This is a genomic window from Nocardioides sp. DN36 (genome assembly GCF_055380375.1).
The window spans coordinates 933,632-960,305 of sequence record NZ_AP043823.1 but is presented as its reverse complement, the minus strand read 5'-3'; the positions used below and the strand labels follow the sequence as shown (position 1 = coordinate 960,305).

Annotated in this window: 26 protein-coding genes and 1 pseudogene; 14 read left to right on the top strand and 13 right to left on the bottom strand. The window is 72.2% G+C overall.

Going from position 1 to position 26,674, the window contains the following annotated elements; genetic code table 11:
* The first annotated feature begins 29 nt into the window (after nt 1-29).
* The 3 genes from ACZ43H_RS05560 (at nt 30) to ACZ43H_RS05550 (ending at nt 2,911) form a co-directional block, all read left to right on the top strand.
* A complete protein-coding gene (locus ACZ43H_RS05560; protein WP_464588414.1) occupies nt 30-1,580 on the top strand; it encodes an ArnT family glycosyltransferase in 1,551 nt (516 codons plus the stop codon).
* An 81-nt stretch (nt 1,581-1,661) separates the two neighbouring features.
* Nucleotides 1,662-2,444: a COG4705 family protein gene (locus ACZ43H_RS05555; protein WP_464588412.1), complete on the top strand. Its 783-nt coding sequence runs from the start codon at nt 1,662-1,664 to the stop codon at nt 2,442-2,444.
* 14 nt (nt 2,445-2,458) lie between these two features.
* Nucleotides 2,459-2,911 carry a hypothetical protein gene (locus ACZ43H_RS05550; RefSeq protein WP_464588410.1) on the top strand — a complete coding sequence of 151 codons (453 nt, stop codon included), beginning with the start codon at nt 2,459-2,461 and terminating at the stop codon, nt 2,909-2,911.
* Here the strand turns inward: ACZ43H_RS05550 and ACZ43H_RS05545 are convergent.
* On the bottom strand, nt 2,908-4,194 hold the full coding sequence (locus ACZ43H_RS05545) for a HAMP domain-containing sensor histidine kinase (protein ID WP_464588408.1): 1,287 nt from the start codon (nt 4,192-4,194) through the stop codon (nt 2,908-2,910). The genes ACZ43H_RS05550 and ACZ43H_RS05545 overlap by 4 nt on opposite strands.
* A gap of 68 nt (nt 4,195-4,262) precedes the next feature.
* A complete protein-coding gene (locus ACZ43H_RS05540) occupies nt 4,263-4,946 on the bottom strand; it encodes a response regulator transcription factor (RefSeq protein WP_464588407.1) in 684 nt (227 codons plus the stop codon).
* Nucleotides 4,947-5,033: 87 nt separating this feature from the next.
* On the opposite strand from ACZ43H_RS05540, the gene ACZ43H_RS05535 reads away from it, so the two are divergent.
* Entirely contained in the window at nt 5,034-5,522 is a 489-nt protein-coding gene (locus tag ACZ43H_RS05535) for a GtrA family protein (RefSeq protein ID WP_464590741.1), read from the top strand.
* 21 nt (nt 5,523-5,543) lie between these two features.
* Here ACZ43H_RS05535 and ctlX read toward each other — a convergent pair whose 3' ends face one another.
* The gene (gene ctlX, locus ACZ43H_RS05530; protein WP_464588406.1) at nt 5,544-6,569 is read right to left on the bottom strand and encodes a citrulline utilization hydrolase CtlX; all 1,026 of its coding nucleotides are present in this window, start codon (nt 6,567-6,569) and stop codon (nt 5,544-5,546) included.
* Nucleotides 6,570-6,671: 102 nt separating this feature from the next.
* Here ctlX and ACZ43H_RS05525 point away from each other — a divergent pair, with 102 nt between their 5' ends.
* From ACZ43H_RS05525 to ACZ43H_RS05510, 4 genes are all read left to right on the top strand, one after another.
* Complete coding sequence (locus ACZ43H_RS05525; protein WP_464590739.1) at nt 6,672-7,292, top strand: phosphatase PAP2 family protein; 621 nt, start codon at nt 6,672-6,674, stop codon at nt 7,290-7,292.
* A 117-nt stretch (nt 7,293-7,409) separates the two neighbouring features.
* Nucleotides 7,410-8,393 carry a hypothetical protein gene (locus ACZ43H_RS05520; protein ID WP_464588404.1) on the top strand — a complete coding sequence of 328 codons (984 nt, stop codon included), beginning with the start codon at nt 7,410-7,412 and terminating at the stop codon, nt 8,391-8,393.
* Between the two features lie 78 nt (nt 8,394-8,471).
* On the top strand, nt 8,472-10,133 hold the full coding sequence (locus ACZ43H_RS05515) for an FAD-dependent oxidoreductase (protein WP_464588403.1): 1,662 nt from the start codon (nt 8,472-8,474) through the stop codon (nt 10,131-10,133).
* A complete protein-coding gene (locus tag ACZ43H_RS05510; RefSeq protein ID WP_464588401.1) occupies nt 10,133-11,539 on the top strand; it encodes a sensor histidine kinase in 1,407 nt (468 codons plus the stop codon). Before ACZ43H_RS05515 ends, ACZ43H_RS05510 begins: the two co-directional genes overlap by 1 nt.
* Before the next feature lie 8 nt (nt 11,540-11,547).
* On the opposite strand, the gene ACZ43H_RS05505 is transcribed toward ACZ43H_RS05510, so the two are convergent.
* A complete protein-coding gene (locus ACZ43H_RS05505) occupies nt 11,548-11,865 on the bottom strand; it encodes a hypothetical protein (RefSeq protein ID WP_464588400.1) in 318 nt (105 codons plus the stop codon).
* Nucleotides 11,866-12,169: 304 nt separating this feature from the next.
* On the opposite strand from ACZ43H_RS05505, the gene ACZ43H_RS05500 reads away from it, so the two are divergent.
* Nucleotides 12,170-13,567, top strand: a complete 1,398-nt coding sequence (locus tag ACZ43H_RS05500) for an NUDIX domain-containing protein (protein WP_464588398.1) — start codon at nt 12,170-12,172, stop codon at nt 13,565-13,567.
* A 54-nt stretch (nt 13,568-13,621) separates the two neighbouring features.
* Here ACZ43H_RS05500 and ACZ43H_RS05495 read toward each other — a convergent pair whose 3' ends face one another.
* The 5 genes from ACZ43H_RS05495 to ACZ43H_RS05475 form a co-directional block, all read right to left on the bottom strand.
* Nucleotides 13,622-13,825 (bottom strand): hypothetical protein, encoded by a 204-nt coding sequence (locus ACZ43H_RS05495; protein WP_464588397.1) that lies wholly within the window; start codon nt 13,823-13,825, stop codon nt 13,622-13,624.
* A 44-nt stretch (nt 13,826-13,869) separates the two neighbouring features.
* Nucleotides 13,870-14,532: a Type 1 glutamine amidotransferase-like domain-containing protein gene (locus ACZ43H_RS05490; RefSeq protein WP_464588395.1), complete on the bottom strand. Its 663-nt coding sequence runs from the start codon at nt 14,530-14,532 to the stop codon at nt 13,870-13,872.
* Nucleotides 14,533-14,630: 98 nt separating this feature from the next.
* On the bottom strand, nt 14,631-15,041 hold the full coding sequence (locus ACZ43H_RS05485) for an MmcQ/YjbR family DNA-binding protein (protein WP_464588394.1): 411 nt from the start codon (nt 15,039-15,041) through the stop codon (nt 14,631-14,633).
* Between the two features lie 73 nt (nt 15,042-15,114).
* Nucleotides 15,115-15,765 (bottom strand): dihydrofolate reductase family protein, encoded by a 651-nt coding sequence (locus ACZ43H_RS05480; RefSeq protein WP_464588392.1) that lies wholly within the window; start codon nt 15,763-15,765, stop codon nt 15,115-15,117.
* Nucleotides 15,766-15,800: 35 nt separating this feature from the next.
* Nucleotides 15,801-16,637 carry an EamA family transporter gene (locus ACZ43H_RS05475; protein WP_464588390.1) on the bottom strand — a complete coding sequence of 279 codons (837 nt, stop codon included), beginning with the start codon at nt 16,635-16,637 and terminating at the stop codon, nt 15,801-15,803.
* 83 nt (nt 16,638-16,720) lie between these two features.
* Between ACZ43H_RS05475 and ACZ43H_RS05470 the strand changes: the two are divergent.
* Nucleotides 16,721-16,918 (top strand): annotated as a pseudogene (locus ACZ43H_RS05470) (GntR family transcriptional regulator); the annotation flags it as partial.
* Between the two features lie 280 nt (nt 16,919-17,198).
* Nucleotides 17,199-18,176 carry an aminotransferase-like domain-containing protein gene (locus tag ACZ43H_RS05465; RefSeq protein WP_464588389.1) on the top strand — a complete coding sequence of 326 codons (978 nt, stop codon included), beginning with the start codon at nt 17,199-17,201 and terminating at the stop codon, nt 18,174-18,176.
* A 4-nt stretch (nt 18,177-18,180) separates the two neighbouring features.
* Here the strand turns inward: ACZ43H_RS05465 and ACZ43H_RS05460 are convergent, their stop codons facing one another.
* The 3 genes from ACZ43H_RS05460 to ACZ43H_RS05450 are packed head-to-tail and all read right to left on the bottom strand — an operon-like array spanning nt 18,181 to nt 20,776.
* A complete protein-coding gene (locus ACZ43H_RS05460; protein ID WP_464588388.1) occupies nt 18,181-19,032 on the bottom strand; it encodes a hypothetical protein in 852 nt (283 codons plus the stop codon).
* Nucleotides 19,033-19,067: 35 nt separating this feature from the next.
* The gene (locus ACZ43H_RS05455; protein ID WP_464588386.1) at nt 19,068-19,880 is read right to left on the bottom strand and encodes an ABC transporter permease; all 813 of its coding nucleotides are present in this window, start codon (nt 19,878-19,880) and stop codon (nt 19,068-19,070) included.
* Entirely contained in the window at nt 19,877-20,776 is a 900-nt protein-coding gene (locus tag ACZ43H_RS05450; protein ID WP_464588384.1) for an ABC transporter ATP-binding protein, read from the bottom strand. Before ACZ43H_RS05450 ends, ACZ43H_RS05455 begins: the two co-directional genes overlap by 4 nt.
* A gap of 131 nt (nt 20,777-20,907) precedes the next feature.
* On the opposite strand from ACZ43H_RS05450, the gene ACZ43H_RS05445 reads away from it, so the two are divergent.
* Both ACZ43H_RS05445 and ACZ43H_RS05440 read left to right on the top strand, forming a co-directional pair.
* Nucleotides 20,908-22,053, top strand: coding sequence for a sensor histidine kinase (locus ACZ43H_RS05445; protein ID WP_464588383.1), 1,146 nt, complete (start codon nt 20,908-20,910; stop codon nt 22,051-22,053).
* On the top strand, nt 22,050-22,706 hold the full coding sequence (locus ACZ43H_RS05440) for a response regulator (protein WP_464588381.1): 657 nt from the start codon (nt 22,050-22,052) through the stop codon (nt 22,704-22,706). Before ACZ43H_RS05445 ends, ACZ43H_RS05440 begins: the two co-directional genes overlap by 4 nt.
* Nucleotides 22,707-22,716: 10 nt before the next feature.
* On the opposite strand, the gene ACZ43H_RS05435 is transcribed toward ACZ43H_RS05440, so the two are convergent.
* Nucleotides 22,717-24,345 (bottom strand): DEAD/DEAH box helicase, encoded by a 1,629-nt coding sequence (locus ACZ43H_RS05435; RefSeq protein WP_464588379.1) that lies wholly within the window; start codon nt 24,343-24,345, stop codon nt 22,717-22,719.
* 299 nt (nt 24,346-24,644) lie between these two features.
* Here ACZ43H_RS05435 and ACZ43H_RS05430 point away from each other — a divergent pair, with 299 nt between their 5' ends.
* Entirely contained in the window at nt 24,645-26,582 is a 1,938-nt protein-coding gene (locus tag ACZ43H_RS05430) for an AAA family ATPase (protein WP_464588378.1), read from the top strand.
* The last annotated feature ends 92 nt before the right edge of the window (nt 26,583-26,674 follow it).

Below are 26,674 nucleotides of genomic sequence, written 5' to 3'. Positions count from 1 at the left end.
TGTCAGCCCCCACGTCGCACCATCGCGACATGACGTTGCCGGCGGGCGTCCGGGAGTGGCCGGGGGTGAGGCATCCGACTGCGCGGGTGCCGGCTCCCGGGGCCGCTGACCTGCCCGTGCGGCCCAGGACGGGTCGGCGACGTCCGCCGATCACGCTCCTGGTGGTGCTCGTCGCGGCGCTCGCGGGGGCCGCCTGGGCTCCGTTCGTCACCAAGCCGCTCAGCTCGGACGAGGGCGGGTTCCTGATGGTGGCCGCGCAGTGGCGCCCGGGCAGCTCGCTGTACGGCGACTACTGGGTGGATCGCCCGCCGCTGCTGATCGGACTCTTCCAGCTCGCCGGGGGTCGGACCGGGTTGCGGCTGATGGGCATCGTCGCAGTGATGATCTCGGTCGCCCTCGCCGGACGGGTCGGCCACCTGACCACCCGGGGCTCGAGGTCGGGGACGGTGGCGGCGGCCGCCACCGCGGCGATCTTCCTCTCCACGCCGTACTTCGGCGTGACCGAGGTGGACGGTGAGGTGCTCGCCGTACCGTTCGTCCTCGCCGGCCTGGTCGCCGCCTTCTCGGCGTGCTCGGCGCGCAGTGCCCGTGCCAGCTGTGGGTGGTGGATCGCCGCGGGCGCCCTGGGTGCCTGCGCCGTGCTGGTCAAGCAGAACATGCTCGACGTCTTCGTCGCGGTCGCGGCTCTCGGGCTGTGGCAGGTCGTGGAGCGCCGCGACCGAGCGGCGGTGCTGAGGACGGGCCTCACCCTCGTGGGCGCGACCGCCGTCGGGGCGGCGACGCTGGTCTGGGCGGCAGCCCGCGGGACGCGACCGGGCGCCCTGTGGGACGCCCTCGTCACGTTCCGGATCGAGGCCGCTGCCGTCATCCAGACCGAGTCCCCCTCGTCCACGGCGGCCCGGGCCGAGACCCTGGTGGTCTCGGTGGCCGCCAGCGGCGCGCTCTTCCTGATGCTCCTGCTGGTCCTCGCCCTCGCGGACCGCAGCTGGCGCCTCCGCCTCGACGTCCGCCTCGTCGCCGTCGCACTGGCCTGCTGGGAGACCGTGGGCATCGCCTTCGGTGGGAGCTACTGGCTGCACTACCTCGTCGGCGCGGTGCCGGGTCTCGTCGTCGCCGTGTGCTGCATCGCTGCGCTCAGGCCGAGGTGGCTGCGGCTGGTCGGGCTCGCCCTGGCCTACGCGGCGGTGATGGCGGTCGCGGCGGTCGTGTGGACGCGGGTGGCGCAGCCGGGCTGGCACGACGACGCGGCGGTGGACAGCTACCTGCACACGCATGTCCACGACGGCGACACCGGCGTCGTGGCCTTCGGCGACCCGAGCATCCTGCAGGACGCGGGCCTGTCGAGCCCGTACGAGCACCTGTGGAGCCTGCCGGTCCGGGTGCGTGACCCACGACTGAGCGAGCTGACCTCGGTGCTGGCCGGGCCGGCCCGGCCCACGTGGGTGATCGTCAGCGGGACCAGCCTCGAGACGTGGGGGGTGGAAGCGCAGGCGGGGCAGCGGGTCCTGGACCGGCGCTACCGGCCCGTCGCGGACCCGGGCACCACGACCGTCTACCTGGTGAAGAAGACCCGACGATGACGCCACGTCCTCGTGGAGGGTGACGCAGGGGGCTCCGCCCGTCAGGTCCGTGTCAGGTGGGCACCGGCACCGTTTCGGCCCATGAGCATTCCTGGCACTCGCCTGATGGCGAACAAGGTCCCCGAAGTCATCGTGTGGTTCTGGGTCATCAAGATCCTGTGCACCACGGTCGGCGAGAGCTTCGCCGACTACGTCAACGAGACCCTCGGCTTCGGCCTGACGAACACCACGCTGCTGTTCACCGCAGCCCTGGTCGTCAGCCTGGTCGTCCAGTTCCGCAAGCGGGAGTACGTCCCGTGGGTGTACTGGCTCTCCGTGGTGCTGATCAGCGTCGTGGGAACGCTGCTGACCGACAACCTCACCGACGCCCGCGGCGTACCGCTGTGGATCAGCTCGGTCACCTTCTCGGTCCTGCTCGCCGTCGTCTTCGGCCTCTGGTACTCACGCGAGCGCACACTGTCCATCCACTCCATCAACACCACCCCGCGTGAGGGGTGGTACTGGCTGGTCGTGCTGGTCACCTTCGCGCTCGGCACCGCCCTGGGCGACTGGACGCTCGAGCTCACCGGCTGGGCTGCCGGACCGGCGATCCTCCTGCCCGCCGGGCTGATCGCCGCGGTGTTCGTGGGCTGGCGGCTCGGGATGGGTCCCGTGCTGTCGTTCTGGCTCGCCTACATCCTCACCCGCCCCCTCGGCGCCAACATCGGCGACTTCCTGGCCTCACCGCGCAGCGACGGCGGTCTCGGCCTGGGCACGCTGTGGACCAGCGTCCTCTTCCTCGCCGCCATCCTCGCGACCGTCGTCTACCTCTCCGTCACCCGGGTGGACCGGACGGCCGAGGAGCCCCAGTGGATCGAAGTCTGAGAAGGAGGAACGACATGGAAACCGAGCGCAGTCGCCGAGTCCTGCTGGTCACGGACACCCCCGTGCCCTCACCCGAGCTCCTCGCGGTCGTCCGCGAGCGCGCCGGCCGGTGCGAGGCCCAGTTCCGGGTGGTCGTCCCGAACCCGGCACGGGCCGAGGTCCACCTGCTCCATCCCGAGCGGCACGAGAAGGCCGCCGAGGCCGAACGCCTGCTCCGCGGGGCACTCCCCGCACTGGAGGATGCTGCGGGCGGACACGTGCTGGGCTCCGTCTCCGTGCAGCACGACCCCATGGACGCCATCGAGCTGGTGCTGCACGCCGAACCGGTCGACGAGATCATCCTCGCCGTGCACCAGCACGCGTTGAGCGCTCGTCTGCACCAGGACCTGCAGCACCGTCTGGGGCACCTCGGGCTCCCGGTGACCGTGGTCCGCCCCGAAGGTGCAGACGCGGCCGACTCCCGCTAGGCCACCGGGATCGTCACCGTGAACCGCGCGCCGCCCAGGGGGCCGTCGTCGACCTCGACGGTCCCCTGGGCGCTGGCGACGACCTTCTCCACGATCGCGAGACCCAGGCCGCTCCCCCCTTCGTCCCGGGCGCGGGCGTCGTCCAGACGGACGAACCTGCCGAAGACTCGCTCCCGCTGGTCCGCCGGGATCCCGGGACCGTCGTCGCTGACCACGAGGCGCACCCCGTCCTCGTCCTCCTGCAACGACACCTCGATCCGGGCGTGCGCGTGCCTCGTCGCGTTGGACAGGAGGTTGCGGACCAGCTGCGCGTAGAGGACGACCTCCCCGCGTACCTGACCGGCGCCGACGTGGGACGCGTCGATCTCGGGGCCCTCCGGGCGACGTGCTCTCTTGACCTCGGCCAGCACCACGTCGTCCAGGTCGACGAGCTGCCCGGAGGCGCGGTCCGCTCCCTCCGAGCGGGCCAACGTGAGCAGCGCCGTGACCAGGTCCTCCATCCGCCGCTCCTCGGCGAGGATCTCCTCGGTCAGCGCACCGACGTCGGCCTGGCCGGGGTGCCGGTGCGCCACCTCGGCGACCTGGCGGATGACCGCCAGGGGGGATCGCAGCTCGTGGGAGGCGTCGGACACGAACTGCCGTTGCGCGCGCTGCGAGGTGGCGATCCGGTCCAGCATCTCGTTGAGGGTGTCGGCCAGCCGGCGGATCTCGTCGGCGCCGGAGGGCTGGCCCAGCCGTTGGTCGAGATGGGCCGTGGTGATCAGTGCCGCCTCGCGTCGCATCGACTCGACCGGCCGCAACGCCCGGCCGACCGCTATCCAGACCGCTCCGGCCAGCACGGCGAGACCGAGCGGAAGAGCGAGCGACAGCAGCCACCCGGTGACCTCACGTGCCCTGCTGACCTGCTCCTCCGAGTGGGCGACGACGACGAGCTCCCCCGTGCGGGCCCGGCGCGCGACCACGACGTAGCTGTCGGAGAGCCCGGCGACCTCCACCGACGTGGCCACGCCGGCGGACGTCCGCAACGGGGAGCGGAGCTGCGGATGGTCGCTCCCCAGGATGGTCCCCCGGGGCGAGAGGACCTGGGTGATGACGTCGTCGCGCGCCGTGACCGCAGCCGCCTGCGGACTGCTGCCGGCGGACAGCTGGGCGCGGATGGTCTGCACCTGTTGGTCCGCCGAGGTGATCAACGCCTGCTCGAGGTCGTGCTCCAGCCAGTTCACGAAGAGCACGGCGCCCACGACGCCGGCGACGAGCGCCACGCCCGTGGCGGCGACCGTCACCCGAAGGCGCAGGGACGCGAGGAGAGAGCGAGCCCATCCCGGCGCGACCCGGCGCCACGCCCCAGCGCTCACGGGCCCTCCGGCGCCCGAAGCCGGTAGCCGGTGCCCCGCAGGGTCTCGATGTCGTTGCGTCCGAACGGGCGGTCGACCTTGCGGCGCAACCGGCCGACGTAGACCTCGACGATGTTGGGGTCGCCCTCGAAGGCGAAGTCCCAGACGCCGGCCAGGATCTCCGACTTGTTCAGCACGTGGCCGGCCCGACGCATGAACAGCTCCATCAGCGCCAGCTCCCGTGCCGTCAGGTCGATCACCTGTCCCGAGCGGGTCACGACCTTGCGGGCCGGGTCGTACCTCAGCTCCCCGACCTCGATCACCGTGGGCCGCTCCGCCGCCCCGCGACGGACCAGGGACCGGATCCGGGCCAGCACCACCTCGAAGCTGAACGGCTTGGTGACGTAGTCGTCGGCGCCCACGTCGAGGCCCTCGATCTGGTCGAGGTCCTGGTCGCGAGCTGTCAGCATCAGGATCGGCGTCCAGTTCTCGTCTTCGCGCAGTCTTCGGCACACGTCGTACCCGTTGTGCACGGGCAGCATCACGTCCAGCAGGATGACGTCGTAGGCAGCCTCCCCGGCGTACCACAGCGCCTCGGCCCCGTCGCCGGCGACGTCCACCGCGAAGCCCTCCGCCGCCAGCCCGGCCTTGAGCGACGACGCGAGGCGCTTCTCGTCCTCCACCACCAGCACCCGCACCACGCACCTCCTCGCCGTTCGAGCCCATTCGACGACGCGGGACCTGTCAGCCTGCTGACAGGTCACCAGCGTCATGCTCCTGGTGTGACGATGACAGACGAGGTCTGCGCCCGCACCGGATCAGGGTCGACGCCGCGGTCACGCGTGCGCGAGGTCGTCAGCTTCCTCGGGGTGGGCGGGATCGCCTACGTCGTGGACGTCGCGGTGTTCAACGTCCTGCTGTCGGTCCCGCCCTTTGCCACCTGGCACCCGTGGGCTGCCCGCACGCTCGCCGTCGCGGTCGCGATGCTGGTGACGTACGTCGGCAACCGCACGGTCACGTGGCGCAACCGCCGAGGAGCGGACCGGAGGCGCGAGGTGGTCCTGTTCGTCGTCTTCAACCTGGTCGGGCTCGCGATCTCGGTGGCGTGCCTGGTGGTCTCGCACGACCTGCTCGGGCTCACCGGCCGACTGGCCGACAACGTCTCCGCGAACGTGGTCGGGCTCGTGCTCGGCACCGCCTTCCGCTACTGGAGCTATCGCCGGTTCGTCTTCCTGCCCACGGAGACCGCGGAAGCGGAGAAGGCGCTCCAGGCGTAGCGGAGACGCCGGTTCCCGGCCTCAGGCGTCGACGAACCGCCCGTCCGCGGTGACCGGGTGGTCCTCGTTGATGGCCCGGACGGCCTCGGTGAGCTCGGGCTCGACGTCGAGCGGGCGCCGGTCGAGATGGACCCCGGCGATCATGCACCGCACCGAGCCGCCGGCCAGCTCGATCGTGGGGATGTCGACCGCCACGATCTCGCACGACTCCTCGATGACCGCGACCTGCTCCGGACGCAGGCTCCGACGAGCCCGCGCGGACATGGCCATCACGTAGCGACGCCGGCCGTCCGGCGTACGACCGCACAGCTCCACCGCGTTGCCCGCGAACTCGCGGATCTGGGCCTCGGTGAGCTCGACGACCTTGCGACCGTTGACGGTCAGCCGCTCGCGGACCTGCTCGCGGCGCGCCTCGTCGGGGATCATCTCGAGCGCGATCATCGCGACGTCGGTGCCGATGCAGGCGATGACGTTGGTGTGGTAGACCGGCACGCCCTCGGAGTCGACCGCCTCGAACGCCATCGGCTCGTAGTTGAAGTCGGTGCAGAAGCGCTCCAGCACGTGGGTGTCTGCGCGGTGGCTGACCGCGGTGTAGGCGACCCTCGACATGTGGTCGAGCACCATCGCCCCGGTGCCCTCGAGGAAGATGCCGTCGGGCTCGAGACCGGAGTAGTCGACGATCGTCTGGACCCGGTACTGCGACTTCAGCATCTCCAGCACGTCGGCGCGGCGCTCGTGGCGCCGGTTGGAGGCGTACATCGGGTAGACCGCGACCATCCCGCCCGCGTGCGTGGAGAGCCAGTTGTTCGGGAAGACGCTGTCGGGACGGGTGTGGTCCTCGTCCTCGAAGACGTGCACGCGTACGCCGGCGTCCCGGAGCGCCTGCGCGACGGCGTCCATCTCGGCCAGCGCCATGGCGCGCGTCGCGTCCTCGGACTGCCCCGCCGGGACGTCACGCTGGAAGGCGTTGTCGGCCGCGGTCGCGGGGTTGGGGATGAAGCGTTCTGCACGGATCAGGATGACAGCGGAAGGGGCCTGCGCACTCACGGAGCGAGGCTAGAGCATCCGCTCCGCGACGCCTGCAGGCACCCGGTCCTGCGCTTCATCCCTCCTTCATCCGGTGGTGCCTACCGTCTCGGTGTGGTGCGGATGAACGACGGCACGGTGCTGTGGAGCCAGGCGCAGGAGCGCTGGTTCCGCGAGGTCAACCACTTCGCGCGCGCCACCCCGTGGCTGCACGCTCCCCTGAGGCTGTACGCCGAGTACGGCGTCGTGCTGTTCGCCGGGCTCCTGCTGCTGTCGTGGTGGTCGGCCCGTCGCGACGGGGACCTCGGGCGGGTCGCCGCCTCGCTGTGGGCGCCGGTCGGCGTGCTGCTCGCGGTGTGGGTCAACCAGCTCATCGCCTCGGCGGTGGCGGAGCCCCGGCCGTTCAGGGTGCTGCCCCATGCGCTGGTGCTGGTGTCGCGCAGCGCCGACTACTCCTTCCCGAGCGACCACGCGGTGATGGCCGGAGCGGTCGCCGTCGGCGTCCTCCTGGTGGACCGCGCCCTCGGCATCCTCGCCGTGGTGCTGGCCCTGGCGATGGCCTGCGCCCGCGTGTACGTCGGCGCGCACTTCCCGCTGGACGTCGTCGCCGGCCTCCTGGTCGGCGCGTCGCTCGCGTGGGCGTCGTACGCGCTGGTGGGTCCGTTGGTCCGCAACCTGGTCGTGCTCCTGGCGCGCACGCGCGTCCGCCCGCTGCTCACCGCGGCGCCGGCGCGCCCGGCGTGACGTGGGGGCGGGGCGGACCGAGAAATCCGGATCGGGACGCAACGTCGCGAGCGGTCGCGGCGTCAGGGAGGGAGATGGAGCCAACATCGGCCCCTCCTGTCTCGGAAGGACACCCTCGTGCACTCTCGCACCTCCCGTCTCCTCGTCCCGGCCGTGCTGGCCCTCGCCGCACTGGGCGCGACCCTGCCCGCAGCGACCGCCGACTCCGCGGACCGGACGTCCGGCGCCATCACCGTCAAGCCCACCACCCTCCCGCGCGGGGAGGACCCCGCCGTCCCGCAGGTGCTCGGCACGACGATCCTCGACGGCGACGCGCGCATCGAGGTCCCGGGCCGGGAGGTCCAGCTGTACGGCCCCTCCGGGGACGACTACGTCGTGGGCGTCTGGGGGCGCAACGGCGGTGCCGTGGTCGAGCGGGTCGCGCCCGACGGTTCGCGCGAGACGCTCCTCGACCCCGTCAAGGGTGACGTCGTGCTCTCCCGGGACGGCCGGCAGCTGTTCCAGTACCTCCAGCGCTCCGGGGGCGACTCGGTGCTGACCGTCCGCGACGCAGGCACCGGCGACGTCGTCACCCGCCGTACCTTCCACGGCTACGTCCGGGTGCTCGACGCCGACGCGGGCCGCGCCGTCCTCGGCGGCTCGGCACCGGACCGCACCTTCACGTGGAACACGAGGACGGACGCGACCTCGCGGATCAACCGTGGCGAGGGCTACTTCGCCGACGTCCGCGCCGACCGAGTCGCCTCGTTCACCGCCGCCGGCGGCGAGAGCACGACGTGCAGCGTCCTCACGACCCTGTCCGCCCCGCGCACGACCCTGTGGGCATCGTGCCGGCAGGCGGTGGTGGCCGCGTCGCCGAGCGGCCGCCGGCTGCTCACCCAGGACCTCGTGTCGGACGGGCCGGTCGGACGCCTCTCGGTGCACCGCGACCACGGCCGCCGGATCGCCGTCTACCGCACGCCCGGCTACTTCGGTCCGGCCACCTGGGAGTCGGGCCGATCGGTGCTGATCACGACCTACGGCACCCGGAAGGCCACCATCGCGCGGTGCGACGCCGACTCCTGTGAGCGCGCCAGCGAGCTCATCGGCCCGAACGGCTGAGCCTGTCGTACCCCGAATCGACCATGTCCGGCGGGGCTCCTCGACGGTACGGTCGGCAAGGGCGGGAGGAGCCGAGCGATGGCCGTCAAGCCGACGATCCTGGCGGTGGACGACGATCCCGCCGTGTCCCGGGCCGTCACCCGTGACCTCCGGGTCCGGTACGGCGGCGAGTACCGCGTCGTCAGCGCCACCTCGGGGGCGCAGGCGCTCGAGGTGCTCGCCGAGCTGAGGCTGCGCGACCGTCCGGTCGCGCTGGTGGCCTCCGACCAGCGGATGCCCGGCATGACCGGCATCGAGGTGCTCGAGCAGGTCCGCAGCCAGTCGCCCGACACCAAGCTGCTGCTGCTCACGGCGTACGCCGACACCGATGTCGCCATCAGGGCCATCAACGACATCGGGCTCGACTACTACATGCTCAAGCCGTGGGACCCGCCGCAGGAGCGGCTCTACCCGGTGGTCGACGACCTGCTCGGCGACTGGCAGGACCAGCACCCGGACCACGCGACGGAGGTGCGGGTGGTCGGCCACCGGTGGTCGGACGGCACCGTCGAGACCAAGGCCTTCCTGGCGCACAACCACGTCCCCTACCGGTGGCTCGACGTCGAGCGCGACGAGGAGGCCCGCCGCCTCGTCGCGCTGGCGGAGGCCGGCGCGGACGACCTGCCGCTCGTCCTGGTCCCCGACGGGCCGCCGCTGTCGGCGCCCTCGGCACGACAGCTGGCCGAGGCGCTCGGCCTGCGCACCCGGGCCCAGCAGCCGCTCTACGACCTCTGCATCGTCGGCGCCGGCCCGGCGGGGCTCGCGGCCGCCGTGTACGCCGCCTCGGAGGGGCTGCGCACCGTGGTCGTGGAGCGCGACGCCCCCGGCGGCCAGGCCGGCCAGAGCGCCTCGATCGAGAACTACCTCGGCTTCCCGAAGGGCCTCTCGGGAGCGGACCTGACCCACCGGGCCGTCGCCCAGGCGTCCCGCTTCGGCGCCGAGATGGTGCTGGCTCGCGACGTGGTCGGCTTCGAGCCGCGCGGACCGGTCCGGGCGGTGCGGCTCGAGGGCGGCGGCGAGGTCGAGGCGCGGGCAGTGCTGATCGCGACCGGCGTCTCCTACCGACGCCTCGAGGCACCCGGGCTGGAGGCGCTCGGCGCCCGCGGCGTGTTCTACGGCGCCACGGCGAGCGAGGCCAGCCAGTGCCGGGGCGACGACGTGTACGTCGTGGGCGCGGCGAACTCTGCCGGGCAGGCGGCGCTCAACCTGGCCCGGTACGCGAACAAGGTCGTCCTGCTGGTCCGCGCCCCGCGGCTCACCGACACCATGTCCCACTACCTGGTGGCCCGGATCGAGGCCGCCGACAACATCGAGGTGCGGCTGCAGACCCGGGTCGCGGCCGCCAGGGGCGAGGGCCACCTCGAGGCCCTGGAGCTCTGCGACGGCGCGGCGGGGACGGTCGAGGAGGTGCGGACCAACTGGCTGTTCGTCTTCATCGGTGCGTCACCCCGCACCGACTGGCTGGGGGCCGAGGTCGCGCGGGATCCGAAGGGCTTCCTCCTCACCGGCCCCGACCTGCTGGCCTCCCCCGACGCCGGCCGCTGGCCACTGACCCGCGCGCCGTTCGCCCTGGAGGCCAGCGTCCCGGGCGTGTTCGCCGCCGGTGACGTGCGGCTCGACTCGATGAAGCGGGTCGCGTCGGCCGTGGGTGAGGGCGCGATGTCGGTCTACCTCGTGCACCGCTACCTGGCGACGGTCTGATGACGACCCGGGAGCTGCTCTCGCTGCCGGTCCTGCAGGGGCTCGCCGACGACCAGGTCGAGCGCCTGGCGGCCGCCGGCGACGAGGTCGACTTCGTGCCCGGGGAGGTGCTGTTCCGCAGCGGCCAGCCCGCCGACTCCTGGTGGCTGCTCCTCGACGGCCGGGTCGACCTGGTCCGGCACGTCGGCCAGGAGGACACGCACGTGGGGACCATGGACACCCCCGGCCAGTGGGCCGGCGGCTTCCGGGCCTGGGACCCGAACGGCGTCTACATGGCGACCGGGCAGGCCTCCGCACCGGGCCGGATGCTCCGGGTACCGGCGGACCGCCTCGGCGAGCTCGCCCGGGCCTGGTTCCCGTTCGGGGCGCACCTGATCCGTGGCCTGATGCAGACCGTGCGCAGCATCGAGTCCACCGCGCGGCAGCGCGAGGCGCTCGTGGCACTCGGCACCCTGGCCGCGGGGCTGGCCCACGAGATCAACAACCCGGCCTCGGCGGCCACCCGGGCCGTGGACGCGCTCCAGGACACGTGCGACACGTTGATGACGACGCTGCGGCAGCTCGCCGAGTCCGGTCTCACCGCCGCCGAGTTCGTCGAGCTCGACGCGCTCCGGCGGGGGCTGCGGCCACCCGTCCCGGAGCGGAACGCCGCGGCGGCAGGCGCCCTGGCCCTCAGCGACCGGGAGGAGGAGCTGTCCGACTGGCTCGCCGACCGCGGTGTCGGGGAGGACTGGCTGGTGGCGCCGGTCCTCGCCACCGCGGGCGCCGACGTGGCCTGGTGCGAGCAGGTGGCCGCGGTCGTGGACGACGCGGCCCTGGAGCCCGCGATGCACTGGGTGGCCAGCTCGCTGTCCACCACCTCGCTGCTGGCCGAGGTCAAGGAGTCGACGCAGCGCGTGTCGTCCCTGGTGGCGGCGGTCCGCTCCTACTCCCAGCTCGACCGCGCCTCGGTCCAGCGCACGGACGTCGTCGAGGGCCTCGAGAGCACGCTCGTGGTGCTCGGCCACAAGCTCGACGGGGTGGTCGTCACGCGCGGCTACGGCGACGGCGTTCCGCAGATCGAGGCGATCGCAGGCGAGCTGAACCAGGTGTGGACCAACCTCATCGACAACGCGATCGACGCGATGGGCGGTGCCGGCACGTTGCGGGTCTCGACCGCCGCCGACGGTGACGGGGTCGTCGTCGAGATCGCGGACACCGGTCCCGGGATCCCCGCGGACGTGCGGCCGCACGTGTTCGAGCCGTTCTTCACGACCAAGGACGTCGGGCGCGGGACCGGGCTCGGGCTGGACATCTCCCGCCGGATCGTCGTCGACCGGCACGGTGGCGACATCACCGTGCACCGGGCCGACGGCGAGACCGTGTTCCGGGTCCGGCTCCCGTCCGGCGGCTCAGCCACGTCCTGACGACGACCTCAGGCGACGACGCGCGGCATCTCCAGCGTGTCCCCTGCCCGGTAGCCCTCGGCGGGCTCCCACGCCGGCACGATCACCATCGGCGGCTGCAGCTGCGCCGCGACCCGCTCCCGGTGCGCCCAGGCGGCCAGCACCACGCCGATCGGGATCGTCACCAGGCCGGGCGCGGCCACGAGCAGGTCGCGGTCGGCCACGCCGTACACGAACCAGACGGTCGAGCAGACCGCGCCGAGCGTCCAGGCCAGGGGCGAGCCGGAGGGCTTGCGGGTCCGGACGGCGTGGGCGAGGTGCGGGATCATGGTGACGGCGGACAGCACTGTTCCGAGGCTCCCCAGGAGCACGAGCGGCGACACGGGCGTGGGTCTTTCTGACGAATGAGGGATCGACTTCCGGGCGTGTCTTTGTCGTCGACACCAGGTGGAGCTGGGCGCCGACTCGTACGTGCTCGGGGGGTGACACCAATTATCCAGCGCCGCGACCCGTGCCCCTGACAGTCTCGCCGTCGCGTCGATGTGACCTTGCGCACGAGGCGGCATGGAGCCGCGGTCGAGGGGTACGACGACCGGCTCGCGGGGCCGGATCCGGCCCCGGGCGCGGTCCGCGTAGGGTGATCCAGCCGCCATGCAGACCCCTGGACCTCCCTCCCCCGACCGCCGCCTCCTCCTCGCCGTGGACGCGCCGTCGCTGCTCCACCGCAACCACCACGCCCGCGCCGAGACCGACCTGCGCGACCGGCAGGGCCGGCCCGCGTGGGCCCTGCACGGGATGCTGCGCCAGATCCTCGAGGCGATCGACCAGTTCGCCCCGGATGCGCTGGTGTTCGGGCTCGACGACCGCACGGCGTCCGTGCGGGAGCAGGCCTACCCCCAGTACAAGGCGGGGCGCGCCGAGAAGGACCCGGCGCTGGTGGACCAGCTGGACCGGGCCGGCGCCCTCCTCGACGCCCTCGGCTTCCGCACCGTGACCCCGCCCGGGCTGGAGGCGGACGACGTCAACGCCTCGGCGGCGACGTGGGCCGAGCGCTCCGGCTGGGACTGCGTGATCATCACCTCCGACCGGGACTCCTTCGCCCACATCAGCGAGCACACCCGGGTGCTGCGCCTGATCAACGGCGGGATCGCCGCCTCTCCCCTGCTGAACCCGGCCCGGCTGCACGCGCTCTACGGCATCGCCGCGGAGCACTACCTGGAGTTCGCCGCGCTGCGTGGCGACGCGAGCGACAACCTGCCGGGCGTCCCGGGCATCGGGGAGAAGACGGCCCCGGTGCTGCTGTCCCAGATGGGGTCCATGCAGTCGGTGTGGGCCGACATCGACCACTGCGACGGCGCCAACCTGGTCGCTGCCCTCGACTCCTACAGCGAGGAGACAGGCCTGCGTCGCATCGGCGCCGGACTGCTGAAGAAGCTCACCGCCCCCGGCGCCCGGGAGCGCTACGAGTTCAACCTGTCGATCATGTCCGGACGCACCGACCTGGACCTGGGACTCACCCCCGACGTACCCGGCTCCCCCGGCCTCCTCCCGCTCGACCCCGAGCGGGTCACCCGGGTCGTGGACTTCCTGGGGGTCGGGCCCACGACCCAGATGGCGCTTCGCGTGCTCACCGAGCCGCCCGCCTCGACGCCGACCGTCGAGCGGATCGTCGTGGCCGCGGTCTGCCTCCGCGACGAGCACGGCCGCCTGCTGGTGGTCCGGAAGGCCAGCAGCGAGATCTTCCAGCTGCCGGGCGGCAAGCTCGAGCCCGGCGAGTCCGCCGAGGAGGCGGGCGTCCGCGAGACCCGGGAAGAGGTCGGCCTGTCCACCGGCGCCCTGCGGCTGCTCGGCCGCTGGGTCGCTCCGGCCGCGAACGAGCCCGGTGCCGAGGTGGACGGCACCGTCTTCACCGCCGACCTGCCCGGGGCACCCGTCGCGTCCGCCGAGATCGCCGAGGTCCGCTGGATCGACCCCGCGGCCCCGGACCCGTCGCTGCCGCTGGCACCGCTGCTGCGCGCGCACGTGCTGCCTGCGCTCGTCCGGCGCTGATCGCCCTTCGGCTGAGGGTGACCGGAGCCCGGGCCCGGACGGAGCCGGGAGGGATCAGTGCCGCTTCTGGATCAGTGCGACGTAGCCCAACGCCACGCCCAGACCTGCCACGACCGGGCCGAACGACCGGGCGGCGCCCGAGCCTGCGAAGGTCCAGATCGCTCCGAGGACGATCATCGCCAGGGCCACCAGCGACCACAGGATCTTCATGGCGACGTTCGAGCTGCCGTAGCGGTTGCCCAGATCTGGCTTGTCCATCGCGGCAAGGCTAGCCCAGCCGGCACCCGTCGCTGTGGCCGCGGCTATGGGGACAGCAGCTTCCACTGCCCCTCGGAGACGACCTCGACGACGCCACCGGCGACCTTGATGGCCGTCTGGTCGTCCATGACGTACGCCGGTCCCGCGATGTCGGCGGCCCACTCCTCGGCGTGGGCCATGGTGTTCGTCGGGAAGACGTCGAGGTGCGGGAAGATCGAGAAGTCGACGACCCCCAGCGTCGTGTCGTCCGGCGCGGAGGGCCACTCCACGAAGTGCTCCCCGATCCGGGGGGTCAGCACCATGCTGCCGGCGCTCACCCCCACCCAGACCGTCTCCGGCAGCGACGGCAGCAGGTTCGCCAGGCCGGACTCCCGCATCCAGTGGCACAGGTACGCCGCCTCGCCGCCGTCCACCAGCAGGACGTCCGCCTCCCGGACCCACGGGACCCAGCGCTCCTCGCCGATGCTGGGCAGCGCGGTGAGCTCGAGGACACCCAGCGACCTCCACTCCATCGAGGTCATGCCACCCCACGGGGGCAGGCCGGCGACGAACCCGCGCACCGAGCCCGGCCCACACATCGGGTGCCCCCACTGCGCCGTCGGGATGCAGAGGGCGGTGGAGTCGGCGATCGGCTTGCCCAACAGGTCGACCAGCGCATCACGGATGCTCGCGTTCGTGACGCCTCCGGACGTGAGAAGGAGCTTCACGGTGCCTCCCGGGGAGAGTGCGGTGGATGGGTGTGGCGTACAGACCGATGGCGAGCACCGGACTCATCGATGGTGTCCGACGTTCCCGATCGCGGGCGTCATCGACCCAGCTGGCGCCTGAGCTTCTGGGGGGCGCAGAACCGGTAGCTCTCGGTCACCAGCTCGGCCACCTCGTCCCAGTCGGTGTCGCCGTCGAGCACCATGCCGACAGCGGTGGGCGACCACGGCGGCTTGTAGAAGGGCGGCCCGGCGTTGCTCAGGGCGAGCAGCTCGTCGCCGGAGGACCGGAAGGTCAGCACCGTGGTCGGCTCCCTCACCCCGGTCATGTCGCGGTACGCCGACGTGTAACCCTCCTGCGCGACCAGCACGTGGGCGAAGGTCCTGTTCCGCACCCGCCACCTCACGCCGGTCCAGGCGTCCTCCTCGTAGGCGTCGGGCAGCGCCGACGCGGTGGACGCGACCCGGGCGACGACCTCGCCGGCGGGCTCGATGCGTGGCTTCCGGGGCATGGCCCGAGTCTGGCAGCGGGTGCCGTGTCGCGGGCCCCGAGGTCGAGACTTGTGAGGTCCATTCTGTTGCTGCTCATCGGCTCTCCTCGGGAACGTCCGAGGCGGAGAGCGGCGCGGTGGCTGTGACGGTGGCCTCGAGCGTGCGGTAACGCATGACGGCGGCACCGCTGTCGAAGACGCGGGCCGAGGCCAGCGTCAGGGCCAGGTCCCGGGTGATGCTGTCGAAGAGCCGGGGCCCGGACGCGAGGACGGCAGGGTGGATGACGAGGAGGTACTCGTCGATCAGGCCGGGTGAGTCGGCCAGCGGACCGAGGGTCCTGGGACCGAAGGAGGCGACGATGTCGGCGCCGTCTTGCTCCTTCAGCTCCCGCAGGTGCTCGACGGCGTCTCCCGACCTGATCTCGCGACGCGTGCGGGGATCATCGGCGAGCGTGTGCGAGAGGACCACCTTCCGCATGGCACCCAGGAGCCGAGCGAACTCGAGGCTGGCGGGGCTCTCCTGCACGTCCCGGTCCGGGGAGGTGCCGGCCGCGACCTGCTCCCAGTACGGCACGACGGACTCGTACAGCTTGCGGGACCCGGCCCAGGTGTCCGCTCGCGCGAACGCCTCGTTGACGTAGGCCGTCTCCTCCTCGCCCCACGCGAAGGGCTGCCAGAACAGCCCGTCCGCGTTGCTGATCCGGCCGTCCAGCGTGGTCTGCATGAGGACGGTGAGCTTGCGCATGAGTCTTCCCTTCATTGTCGTGGTGCGGTGCTGGTTCAGCCGATCGCGAGCGTCGCGACGGCCAGGGTGCAGATGCCGATGCCGAGCCGCTGACCGCCTCCGAGGCGCTCGCCCAGCGCGATGGAAGCGAGCAGGACCGTCACGGCCGGGTAGAGAGAGGTCAGCACGGCGGCCACGCCGAGGTCGGTGGCGCGGGTGGACAGCAGGAAGGTCAAGGTGCCGGCCGCGCCGAGGGCGCCGCACGCGACGCCCCAGGGCAGCACGCCCGGACGCGGGCGCCACTCCTGCCCGAGCGCCGCGGCCACGACGACCGTCACCGCCGCTCCGAACAGCTGGTTCGTGGCCAGCGGCATGAACCCCGCGTCGCTGGAGACCTGCCCGAGCGCGATGAACAGCACACCGAAGCCGGCACCGGCGGCGGCGCCGTCGACGAGCGCGCCTGGTGTGCTTCCCGCCGACGCCGTGGTCTCGCGGGAGACCAGCCAGATGCCGGGCAGGGCGACGAGGACGCCGAGCCAGGCGAGCCAGGTGGGGCGTTCGCCGAGGGCGACGCCCACCAGCACCGGCAGCACGGCGGCGCCGACCGCGGACACGGGGGCGACCAGTCCCATCCGACCGCGGGAGAGCCCCCGGTACAAGAAGATGCTTCCCGTCGCCGACCCGGCGCCGGCGAGCAGCGCCCAGGCGAGGTCGGCGGCCTGCGGGTCCGCAGGTGCGAGCAGCCCGCACGCGACCATCAGCGCGGCGCCGCACCCCTGGCCGACCAGCACCACCGCCCACGGGGAGTGCTGGCGCGAGCCGGTTCCTCCGACGAAGTCAGAGGCGCCGTAGGCGAACGCCGCCGTGAGTGCCAAGACCAGTCCGATGCCCATGGTTCGATGGTCGTCGCCAGGCGGTTCACTCTGAAGGTCCACTCCGGGACCTGCGCACTGGACCATTTGGTTGACTGGGCCTCATGCCCGTCGACTGGAGCCGCGACGCTCCTGACCTGATGATCGCGTTGGACCGCACCGGCGTGCCCCTTGCTCTGCAGATCCAGGAGCAGCTGCGGGTCGCGATCCGTGAGGGCCGTCTGGTCGTCGGGGAGAGGCTGCCGTCCACCAGGCGGTTGGCCGACCGCCTGGGGGTCTCGCGCGGCACCGTGGTGGAGGTCTACGAGCAGCTGGTGGCTGAGGGGTACGTCGAGTCCGCAGTCGGATCGGGCACCCGGGTGGCCCGGATCCCTGGCCTGGAGCGCCGTGACCGCACCGGAGCCCCGCCCGCCGCGGCGGCACGGCCGACGTTCGAGATCGACTTCGAGTACGGCATCCCCGACCTCGGCTCGGTTCCGCTGCGCGACTGGGTCTGGGCCGTGGGTGAGGCGACGCGAACGCTGCCGACCGCCGAGCTGGGGGACGAGGAACCAGCCGGCTCCCGTCACCTGCGGCGACGTGGTGACCGCCTACCATCGCCGCGTGCGGGCCGGGTGCGCGACCGCGGACGACGCCGTCGTCGTCGGCGGCTTCCGCCAAGGTCTGGCCTTCACCCTCGCGACCCTCGCGAGATCCGGCATCGAGGTGCTCGCCCTGGAGGACCCCGGCCCCCGCGAGCACGACGTCATCGCCGGGCGCGCTGGACTCACCGTCGTACCGGTTCCGGTGGATGCCGAAGGACTGGACGTGGCCGCGCTCCGCGCGAGTCAGGCACGTGCCGTCCTGGTCACACCGGCACACCAGTGCCCCACCGGCGTGGCCCTCAGCCCGTCCCGCCGCCGCGCGCTCGTTGCGTGGGCTCACGAGGTCGACGGCGTGATCCTCGAGGACGACTACGACGCCGAGTTCCGCTACGACCGGCAGGCCGTCGGCTCCCTTCAGGGGCTGGACCCCGAGCGGGTGTTCGCCCTCGGCTCCGTGAGCAAGACGATTGCGCCGGCGATCCGGATCGGCTGGGTCCTCGCACCGTCCCGCTTCGTCGCGGTTCTCACCGAGGAGAAGCAGCTGAGCAGCCGAGGCGCACCCGGGCTCGACCAGGAGGCGCTCGCCCTGCTGATCGAGTCGGGGCGGTTCGACCGGCACCTGCGAAAGGTGCGCGACCTCTACCGCGCCCGGCGCGACGCCCTGGCCGGGGAGGTGGTCACCGTCTTCGGTCCCGACCGCCTCCAGGGACTGGCCGCCGGTTGCCACAGCGTGCTCCTGCTCCCCCCCGAGGCCGACGAGGACGCTGTCGTGGAGGCGGCACGATCCCTGGGGGTCCGCGTCAGCGGCCTGCGTCGCTACCGGCTCACGCACACGCCGGCCCAGCCAGCACTGCTCCTCGCCTTCGGCAACCTCTCGGAACACCAGCTCGTCCGTGGCGTCCGCGCCATCGCCGAGGCCGTCCGGCGCTCCGCGTCGGCACCACCCACCGTCCCGCACTTCCGACGCCCGCGCTGACAACTCATCGTTGGCCGAGGCTCGCCACCAATGCGGGTACCGGATCAACCCAGGTGCTGGCGTTGGCCAGCGACAGCAGGAGGAAGAAGCCTCCGGACGCACTGAACAGGATTGCCTGCAAGGCCCACGTTGGCTGAGGCGACCGGTTCGTTCGACGAAGCCGCCATCGCCCCAACGCTGCGCGGAGAGCCAGCGTCGTGAGCACCAGGCCGGAAACGGCCGCAGAAACGGCCAACACGGCGTGGTAGAGCGTGAAGTCGGTGAGGAGCTCGCCCGCGATCCCGTCGACCCGTGCAGGCGGGTCGACCGTCACCGCCTGCCGGATGCCGCTCAGCACCCGGTCCAGCTCGTCGGGACGGCGTCCGGTCGGCAGGAACGAGGTCACCGATGACAGGGGGGCGATCGCTCCCTGGACGTTGGCGAGCAGCACGGTGAGTGCCCCCAGAAGCCACGTCAGCACTGCGCCGTATGCCGCGAGCCGCGGCCAGCGGTGTCGGCGACGCACGGCGGCCTCTGCCTTCTGGCGCGCCGCCGCCGCGAGCCTGGCGAGGACAAGGAGGAGGAGGCCGGCGATGACCGCCTTGACGAGATGGAACTCCTGCCACCGGGCGGTGAGCTCGGCAAGTGCGCTGGAGTCGGCCACGCGACCGGTCACGTCGGCGCCGGTGAAGGCTGACTCGGCCGCCGCCACGAGGGCGGCCTCGCCGGTGAAGCCTCGAAGCGAGACGACGAGAGCCGGGACGACGAAGACAGCGATCGTTGCAACGACGGCCGTGCACCAGAGCAGAAGGTAGCGCCACGAGGCGGTGTCCCCGGAAGCAGCGGTCGACGTCGCCGTGGGTGGCGATGCAGGCACGAGTGGTCCTTCCATGACGTTGACGACCTCGGTGGCTACTTGACTTCGGAGCGGCGCAGGAATGTCAGCCCGACAGCCAGGGGGACGACGATCCACAGGGCGGTGGTCGAGGCCAGCATCGCCCATTCCCTCGCCGTGTCCGTGTCGTTCTCGAACAGCGTGACCTGCGTGTAGTTCCAGTCGATCCACGGCTGCAGGCCTTCGAACCACGAGCGCACCTGGGCGAGAAGGGCAAGGATGCCCGGCAGGACGAAGGAGACGACGAAGTAGCCCACGATCGCGGCCGCGGAGTTGCGCAGCACGACACCGAGCGTGAAGCCGATGGCCATGCCGACCAGGTCCCCCAGGAGGATCTGCGCCGCGGCTCCCGGGGAGACGTCCCAGACCGTGTCGAGACCCATGATCGCGGACCCGAGCAGGTTGCCGACGGCACCGACGGCGAACGCGACGGCCATCGAGACGACCCCGACCGCGAGGGTCGCGACCGCCTTGGCCCCGATGACGCGGCCGCGGCTCGGCACGAGCGTGAACGTCGTGAGCCCGCTGCGCTGGCTCCACTCGCTGGTGACGCCCAGGATCGCGATCATCGGCAGGATCACCGACATCGGGAAGCCGATCGCCGTGGCGAAGTTCCCGTAGGTGATCTCGCTGTCCGGAGCGAAGATGAGCACCGCCCCGGTCGCGATGACCGACAGGACTCCGATGCTGACGAGCATCCAGAAGCCCGAGCGGGTGTCGAACATCTTGCGCAGCTCGATCCTGACGAGCCGGGTGGCCGGGATGCCACGGACGATCCGTCGGGCCGGCGCGGCCTCGTTGGTGTCGGGAGGGAGGATCGTGGCGGTCATGCCGCAGCTCCTTCGCGCTGGGTGTCGGCAGTGAGCGACAGGAACATGTCCTCGAGCCCGGCGCCCTCGGCGGACCGGAGCTCGGTGAGGGCGAGGCCCGCTGCCAGGGCCACGGCCCCGACCCGAGCGGGGTCGGCGTCCGTGCGGACCGAGCCGTCCCCTGCGAGCGTGCTGGGGATGCCGGCCTGCTCGAGGGCGTGCGCGAGGTCGCGCGGTGACGTCGACCGGACGAGCGTCCCGGCCGCGGCGAGGAGCTCCTCCTTGCTGCCGGACGCGACGATCCTGCCGTTCCCGATCACGACCAGGTCGTCGGCGATGACCTCGATCTCGTGCAGCAGGTGCGAGGACAGCAGGACGGTGCCGCCCCGGCCGGCGAAGTCCGTCAGCAGGTCGCGCATCCACCGGATCCCGGCAGGGTCGAGCCCGTTGGCCGGTTCGTCGAGGATCAGCACCCGGGGGTCCCCGAGCAGCGCGGTGCCGATACCCAGCCGTTGGCGCATGCCGAGGGAGTAGTTGCGCACGCGGCGCTTGGCCTCGGTGGGTGTCAGGCTGACGAGCTCGAGCATCTCGTCGACGCGGCGGCGGGACAGACCCATGCTGTCGGCGGCGATCGTGAGGATCTCGCGTCCGGTGCGACCGGCGTGCTGGGCGGAGGCGTCCAGGAGGACGCCCACCTCGAGGCCGGGGTTGGGGAGGTCGGCGAACCGTGCTCCGTTGATGGTCGCGCTGCCAGACGTCGGGTGGGTCAGGCCGACCATCACGCGCATCGTGGTGGACTTGCCGGCGCCGTTCGGGCCGAGGAAGCCGGTGACACGACCGGGCAGGGCGGTGAAGGAGATGTCGTCGACGGCGGTGAAGCCGGCGTACCTACGGGACAGTGACTCGACAGTGATCATGTGACAACCCTCGTCAGCTCGAGCTCGCCGGGCATCGGCCGTGAGGCTCCGAGCCGGTCGTGCCTTCGGCCGGGGGTGAGGTCAGACTTTCGGCTGGTCCCCCGGCGCCGCGGCATCCCTAGGCTGAGGGGGTGAGCAACCCACTGCGGTCCCTGCTGGAGGAACCCCGGCCCTCGGCCCCGCCGGCTCGGGTGTGGCGGGACTGGGCGCTGCTGGCGGTCGTGACGGCCTCCGGGGTGCTGGAGGGTGTCCTGCGTGAGGACCTGCCGCTACCGGTGCTGTCGGTGGTGTTGACGGTGGGGCTCGCTCCCCTGGTGCTGTGGCGGCGTACCCACCCGCTCCCAGTGGTCGCCACCGCCTTCGGCGTGACCCTTGCCGTCGACGTCGCGCTGATCGCGGCAGACGCACCGGCGCTCGACATGGCCACGATGGTCTACTTCCTGGTCTTCCCCTACGCACTCTTCAGGTGGGGCTCCGGGCGAGAGGCGATGGCGGGACTGGCCATCATCCTGGTCCCGGCGACCCTCGCGCTCTCCGTCAACTGGACCGGGGTGGCCGACGCAGTCGGCGGCGTCGCTGTGCTGCTGTCCGCCTTCGTCCTGGGCTGGGCCGAGCGTTCCCAGGACGGCGCCCGGGAACGGAGGCTCGAGCAGGTGAAGTCGGAGGAGCGGGTCCTGTTGGCGCGCGAGCTGCACGACACGGTGGCCCACCACGTCTCTGCCATCGCCGTCCAGGCCCAGGCCGGGCGCGCCCTGGCAGCGACCAGCCCCTCGTCGCCGCTGGAGGCACTGGAGGTGATCGAGGTGCAGGCATCGCGCACGCTCGCGGAGATGCGGGCGATGGTCCGTGTGCTGCGCAACGAAGCACCCGTCGACTACGCCCCGCAGCCCGGCATCGCCGACCTCGAGCGGCTGACCGGGGCATCGCCTGCCGGACCGCGGGTGGAGGTGACGGTCTCGGGGGACCTGGCCGCCCTCCCGGCGGCGATCGACGCCGCCGTCTTCCGGATCGCCCAGGAGGCGGTCACGAACGCGCTGCGACATGCCAGGCACGCCACCCTGGTCGACGTGCGCGTCGCAGGGAGTCAGTCAACCGTCAGCCTCGACGTCCGCGACGACGGTGACCCCGGTCCGGGGGACCCCGACCCGGACGCAGGCTTCGGTCTCGCCGGGATGGTCGAACGCGCCCTCCTCCTGGGCGGCACGTGCCTGGCGGGCCCGTGCCCCGGAGGCGGCTGGGCCGTCAGCGCGACGCTGCCGCGGCAGGTGTCGACGTGAGCATCCGGGTCCTGGTCGCCGACGACCAGGACCTCGTGCGGACCGGGCTGCGGCTGATCCTCGGCACCCTGGACGGCATCGAGGTCGTGGGTGAGGCGCGCGACGGGCAGGAAGCGGTGCGGCTGGCCCGCGAGCTCCGTCCCGACGTGTGCCTGATGGACATCCGGATGCCCGTCCTCGACGGCGTCGAGGCGACCCGGCAGCTGGCCGGGCCGGGCGTCGAGGACCCGGTCGCGGTCGTCGTCATCACCACCTTCGACCTCGACGAGTACGTGCACGGCGCGCTGTCGGCCGGCGCCACCGGCTTCCTGCTGAAGGACGCCGGGCCCGAGCTGCTCGGCGAGGCGATCCGGGCGGCCACCCGAGGTGACTCGCTCATCTCGCCGAGCGTCACCCGCCGGCTGCTGTCGACGTTCGCGGGCACGGGTCGGGCAGCACCGCCCGCCCAGCCCCTCGACCCGCTCACCGAGCGCGAGGAGCAGGTGCTGCTCACCGTCGCGCGGGGTCGCACCAACGCAGAGATCGCCGCCGAGCTGCACATCAGCCTCAGCACGGTGAAGACCCACATCGGCAGCCTCATGACCAAGCTCGGCGCCCGGAACCGGGTGGAGGTCGCGATGTGGGGGTACGAGACCGGCCGGGTCCGGGAGTAGGGCCGGCCGGTCAGGTGCCGTCCTCGGTCAGGGTCGTGGGCGGCAGCCAGTCGGCCCCGAGGAGCTGGGCGAGGTCGGCGAGACCGGTGGTGTCGCTTCCCACCGTGTCGGATGCCGCGGCGATCCGCTCCACCATCACCTTGCCGACCTGCTCCTCGACCGTGCCCTCGGCGTACGCGATGTGCCACGGTGAGACCTGGTGGTCGCGGTGGGTGCGGCCGGTCACCTGCCGCCCGGCGATTCCCGAGAAGCGGGCCTGGTGGAAGACGCCGACCCGCGGCTCGGTGCTCGCCCGGCGGCCGTCGGCGAGGGTCTCGCCGGCGTGCAGGCTGATCGAGGCGACCGCGGTGAACACGCAGACCTTCGCCTGCCCCGTCTGGAACCGCAGCCGCTCGGCCTCGGGGTCGAACCGGTCGCGGCCGTAGATCGTGGCCACGTCGATGCCGGTGTCACGCAGCCGGTCGGCGATCGCGTCCGCGGCGGTCGCGACGAACTCGACCGAGCACGCCACCTGTCGCTCCGCCTCGACCTGCTGCGCGATCCAGGCGACCGTCGAGTCGACCCGAATCAGTCCGGCCTTCTGCCGGAAGCGCAGCAGCGCGGCCCGACCCTTCGCGACGTTGCGCCCGCGGCGCGCGATGTCCATCTCCCGGCAGAACTCCCCCCACTCGGCCTCGTACGCCGTCCGCTCCGCCGGTGTGAGCGCCACCGGCATGCCGGAGATCGGCACCGGGCCCCACGGCGCGGCGCGGTGCAGCATCGCCGGGGGCCGCTCGTCGGCGAGCCAGCCGCGCACCAGCTTGAGGTCCGCGGCGCGCCGGGCTGCGTCGGTGGTCCACGTCGCGCCGTAGCGCCCCTGCTCCACCCCGACGCCGTGGCGCTCGAGCGCGGTCGCGAACGCCTGCCCGGGCTGGCTCGCCGAGGTCCACTCCCGCATCGGCTCGTCGAGCACCTGCGCGTAGGCCGGAGCGAGGTACGGCAGCTCCAGGGGCGTGTGTCCGGGCGTCGCGGTCGTCGCGATGACGAACGGCGCCTTGTCGTGCGGCTTCCCGTGTCCCGAGATCCGCGCCCAGTGCTTCCACCGCTTCGTCGTCGTACGCCGCAGCGCGTGGGCCTCGTCGGCGATGATCACGTCCCACGTGTGGTCCTTGACCTTCTCCAGCCGGTCCCACGTGATCACGACCCATTCCAGACCCCCGTCGCCCAGTGCCGCGATCGTGCGGCACCAGTGACCGATCGTGATCGCAGCGGGCCGGTCGGCAACGACGAGCACCCGTCGCGCGCCTCGGAGGTCGCCCACCGCGGTCGCCCCGAGAACCGCGGAGATCGTCTTGCCCACGCCGGGCTCGTCGGCCAGCAGGAACTGCCGGCCGCCCGCCGCTGCCCGCGCCGCGATCGCATCCGCGGCCTCGAACTGGATCCTCCGCGGCTCGAGCGCCCCGGTCGGCTCGGTCGGCTCAGGACCGGGTGTCGGAATGCCCGGGTTGAGCGTGTTCTCGATGAACCGACCGAGCGTGTGCGGCCCCGGGGCGTACGGCGTGAGGTGCGCGGGCAGGGCGCGCCCGACGTACAGGTGGGTCCTGACGGCCGGGTGCCAGGTGGCGCCGTCGACCTGCGTCCCGTAGGGAACGTCGAGCACCCACAGCCGCTCCCCCGGCCCGGCGACCGGCAACGGCCGCTGTCGCGTCCCGCTCCGGCGCGCTGACGCGCCGCGTCGACGAGCAGTGGATGGGCGACGGCTGGGCATCCCCGGACGCTATCTCGGGCCTCTCTTCTCGATCAGGGACACGCCTGGGACCCCGGGGTCCGAGTAATCCCCTCAGTTGGGGATTGACCGCGCGGTTGCCGGCCGAGGCTCTCCTCCCTCGTCGACGATGTCGACGACGTCGCCGACGGCGCAACCAGAGGGCCACAGGCGTTGCTGGCGGAGGTGGACGGGTGACGAAGAGGCTCGAGCACGGATCATCACTGCTGACGGATGCGGGGGTGGGGCGCCTGGTCGCCTCCGAGGCGGACGTCGGCGCTGCCCGCGAGCGGCGTAGGCAGCTCGCCCTCCGCCGACTCGCGCTGCTCCTGACCCTGCTGATGACGTGGCTGTGGTGGCGCCTGCTCCACGGCGACCCGATGGACATCCGCTCGTGGCGGCTCCCGACGTTCGACCCCTTCCTGGTCATGGCCTCGTTGCTCCTGCTGTCCATGGTGGGCGTGCTGCTCGGGGCGACGATCGGGGCAGGCCGCTCGCCGCACATCATGTTCAGGCCGGAACAGATCGAGGTCACCCTCGACGACGTCAAGGGGGTCGACGCCGTCAAGGAGGACGTCGTCCGCTCCCTCAACCTGTTCCTCGCCCATCGCGCCTTCACCGAGGAGATGGGAGGAACAGCGCGGCGAGGACTGCTCTTCGAAGGGCTGCCAGGAACCGGGAAGACACACATGGCCAAGGCGATGGCGCGCGAGGCCGGCGTCCCGTTCCTGTTCGTGTCCGCGACCTCGTTCCAGTCGATGTACTACGGCGCCACGGCACGCAAGATCCGCTCCTACTTCCGCGCGCTGCGCAAGGCCGCCCGACGCGACGGCGGTGCCATCGGCTTCATCGAGGAGATCGACGCCATCGCGATGACCCGGGGCGGCATGGCCGCCGTGCCCGCTCCGAGTCACGCCGATCCTGTGCTGCCGTTCGGCCCGTCCCTCCTCGGACAGACCTCATGCGGCTGGAGCGCGCCGGCCACGGCGCTCACCGTCAACCGGACCGCAGCGACCAACCGTTCGAGCATCAGCGAGGGCACCGGCGGCGTGGTCAACGAGCTCCTCGTCCAGATGCAGTCCTTCGACGAGCCGAGCGGTCTCCAGCGGATCCACGCCTGGCTGGCCGAGCAGCTGAACGCGCTGCTGCCGGCCCACCGACAGCTGCCCCGGCCCCGGCCCGCGCCGACGAACGTGCTGGTCATCGCGGCGACGAACCGAGCCGACAACCTCGACCCGGCGCTGCTCCGCCCGGGCCGCTTCGACCGCCGGCTGACGTTCGACCCACCCGGGCGGCTCGCCCGCCGTGAGCTCGTCGACCACTTTCTGGCCCGCAAGGCACACGTGCCCGAGCTGGACGACGACGACGTGCGGGAGCATCTGGCCGCCCTGACCCAGGCCTACACGCCCGTCATGATCGAGCACCTCTTCGACGAGGCCTTGGTCAATGCGCTGCGGCGAGGGGCCCGCACGATGACCATCCGAGACATCGAACGCGCCCGACTGACCGAGGAGATCGGTCTCGGGCAGCCGGTGCAGTACACCGACCAGGAGCGAACCCTGATCGCCACCCACGAGGCCGGGCACGCCACCACGGCCTGGCTGGTCGCACCCGAGCGACGCCTGGAGGTCCTCACCATCATCAAGCGCCGTGACGCGCTGGGGCTGCTGGCGCACGGCGACCGGGACGAGGTCTTCACCCGATCACGGTCCGAGATGCTCAACCTGATCCGGATCGCACTGGGTGGCATGGTCGCCGAGGAGCTGTTCGTGTCTGACGTGTCGACCGGTCCCAGCGGGGACCTGATCACAGCCACCACCGTGGCGGCACAGATGGTCGGGGTGTGCGGCATGGAAGACAGCCTGGTCTCCTTCCAGGCCGTCCACGGCGCGGCACTGTCGGACACCAACATCGTCGGGCGGGTCCTCGGTGATCCCCAAGGTCGGGCGGGCGTGGAGCGTCTGCTGCACGAGCAGAAGCAGCATGTCCATGACCTGCTGACCGAGAACAGGCACCTGATCGCGGCCCTGCGGGACGCGCTGGTGAGCCGCCACGAGCTGATCGGCGCCGAGATCACCACCGTGCTCGAGGCCGCGGCCACCCGCCATGAGGACCTCGGTGATCGTCGTTAGGCCGAGGGTCTCGATGTCCCTGTCACGGCAGCAGAGGACATGCGTCACGGGCCGAAGCGTCGCTGCAGGTCCGCGTAGCTGATCGCACCATC

What these genes read in the sequence shown, in the direction of transcription:
- ACZ43H_RS05560 (WP_464588414.1), top strand. Translation starts at nt 30, where the DNA reads ATGACGTTGCCGGCGGGCGTCCGGGAGTGGCCGGGGGTGAGGCATCCG.
- ACZ43H_RS05555 (WP_464588412.1), top strand. Translation starts at nt 1,662, where the DNA reads ATGAGCATTCCTGGCACTCGCCTGATGGCGAACAAGGTCCCCGAAGTC.
- ACZ43H_RS05550 (WP_464588410.1), top strand. Translation starts at nt 2,459, where the DNA reads ATGGAAACCGAGCGCAGTCGCCGAGTCCTGCTGGTCACGGACACCCCC.
- ACZ43H_RS05535 (WP_464590741.1), top strand. Translation starts at nt 5,034, where the DNA reads ATGACAGACGAGGTCTGCGCCCGCACCGGATCAGGGTCGACGCCGCGG.
- ACZ43H_RS05525 (WP_464590739.1), top strand. Translation starts at nt 6,672, where the DNA reads ATGAACGACGGCACGGTGCTGTGGAGCCAGGCGCAGGAGCGCTGGTTC.
- ACZ43H_RS05515 (WP_464588403.1), top strand. Translation starts at nt 8,472, where the DNA reads ATGGCCGTCAAGCCGACGATCCTGGCGGTGGACGACGATCCCGCCGTG.
- ACZ43H_RS05510 (WP_464588401.1), top strand. Translation starts at nt 10,133, where the DNA reads ATGACGACCCGGGAGCTGCTCTCGCTGCCGGTCCTGCAGGGGCTCGCC.
- ACZ43H_RS05500 (WP_464588398.1), top strand. Translation starts at nt 12,170, where the DNA reads ATGCAGACCCCTGGACCTCCCTCCCCCGACCGCCGCCTCCTCCTCGCC.
- ACZ43H_RS05495 (WP_464588397.1), bottom strand. Translation starts at nt 13,825, where the DNA reads ATGGACAAGCCAGATCTGGGCAACCGCTACGGCAGCTCGAACGTCGCC.
- ACZ43H_RS05485 (WP_464588394.1), bottom strand. Translation starts at nt 15,041, where the DNA reads ATGCCCCGGAAGCCACGCATCGAGCCCGCCGGCGAGGTCGTCGCCCGG.
- ACZ43H_RS05480 (WP_464588392.1), bottom strand. Translation starts at nt 15,765, where the DNA reads ATGCGCAAGCTCACCGTCCTCATGCAGACCACGCTGGACGGCCGGATC.
- ACZ43H_RS05475 (WP_464588390.1), bottom strand. Translation starts at nt 16,637, where the DNA reads ATGGGCATCGGACTGGTCTTGGCACTCACGGCGGCGTTCGCCTACGGC.
- ACZ43H_RS05455 (WP_464588386.1), bottom strand. Translation starts at nt 19,880, where the DNA reads ATGACCGCCACGATCCTCCCTCCCGACACCAACGAGGCCGCGCCGGCC.
- ACZ43H_RS05450 (WP_464588384.1), bottom strand. Translation starts at nt 20,776, where the DNA reads ATGATCACTGTCGAGTCACTGTCCCGTAGGTACGCCGGCTTCACCGCC.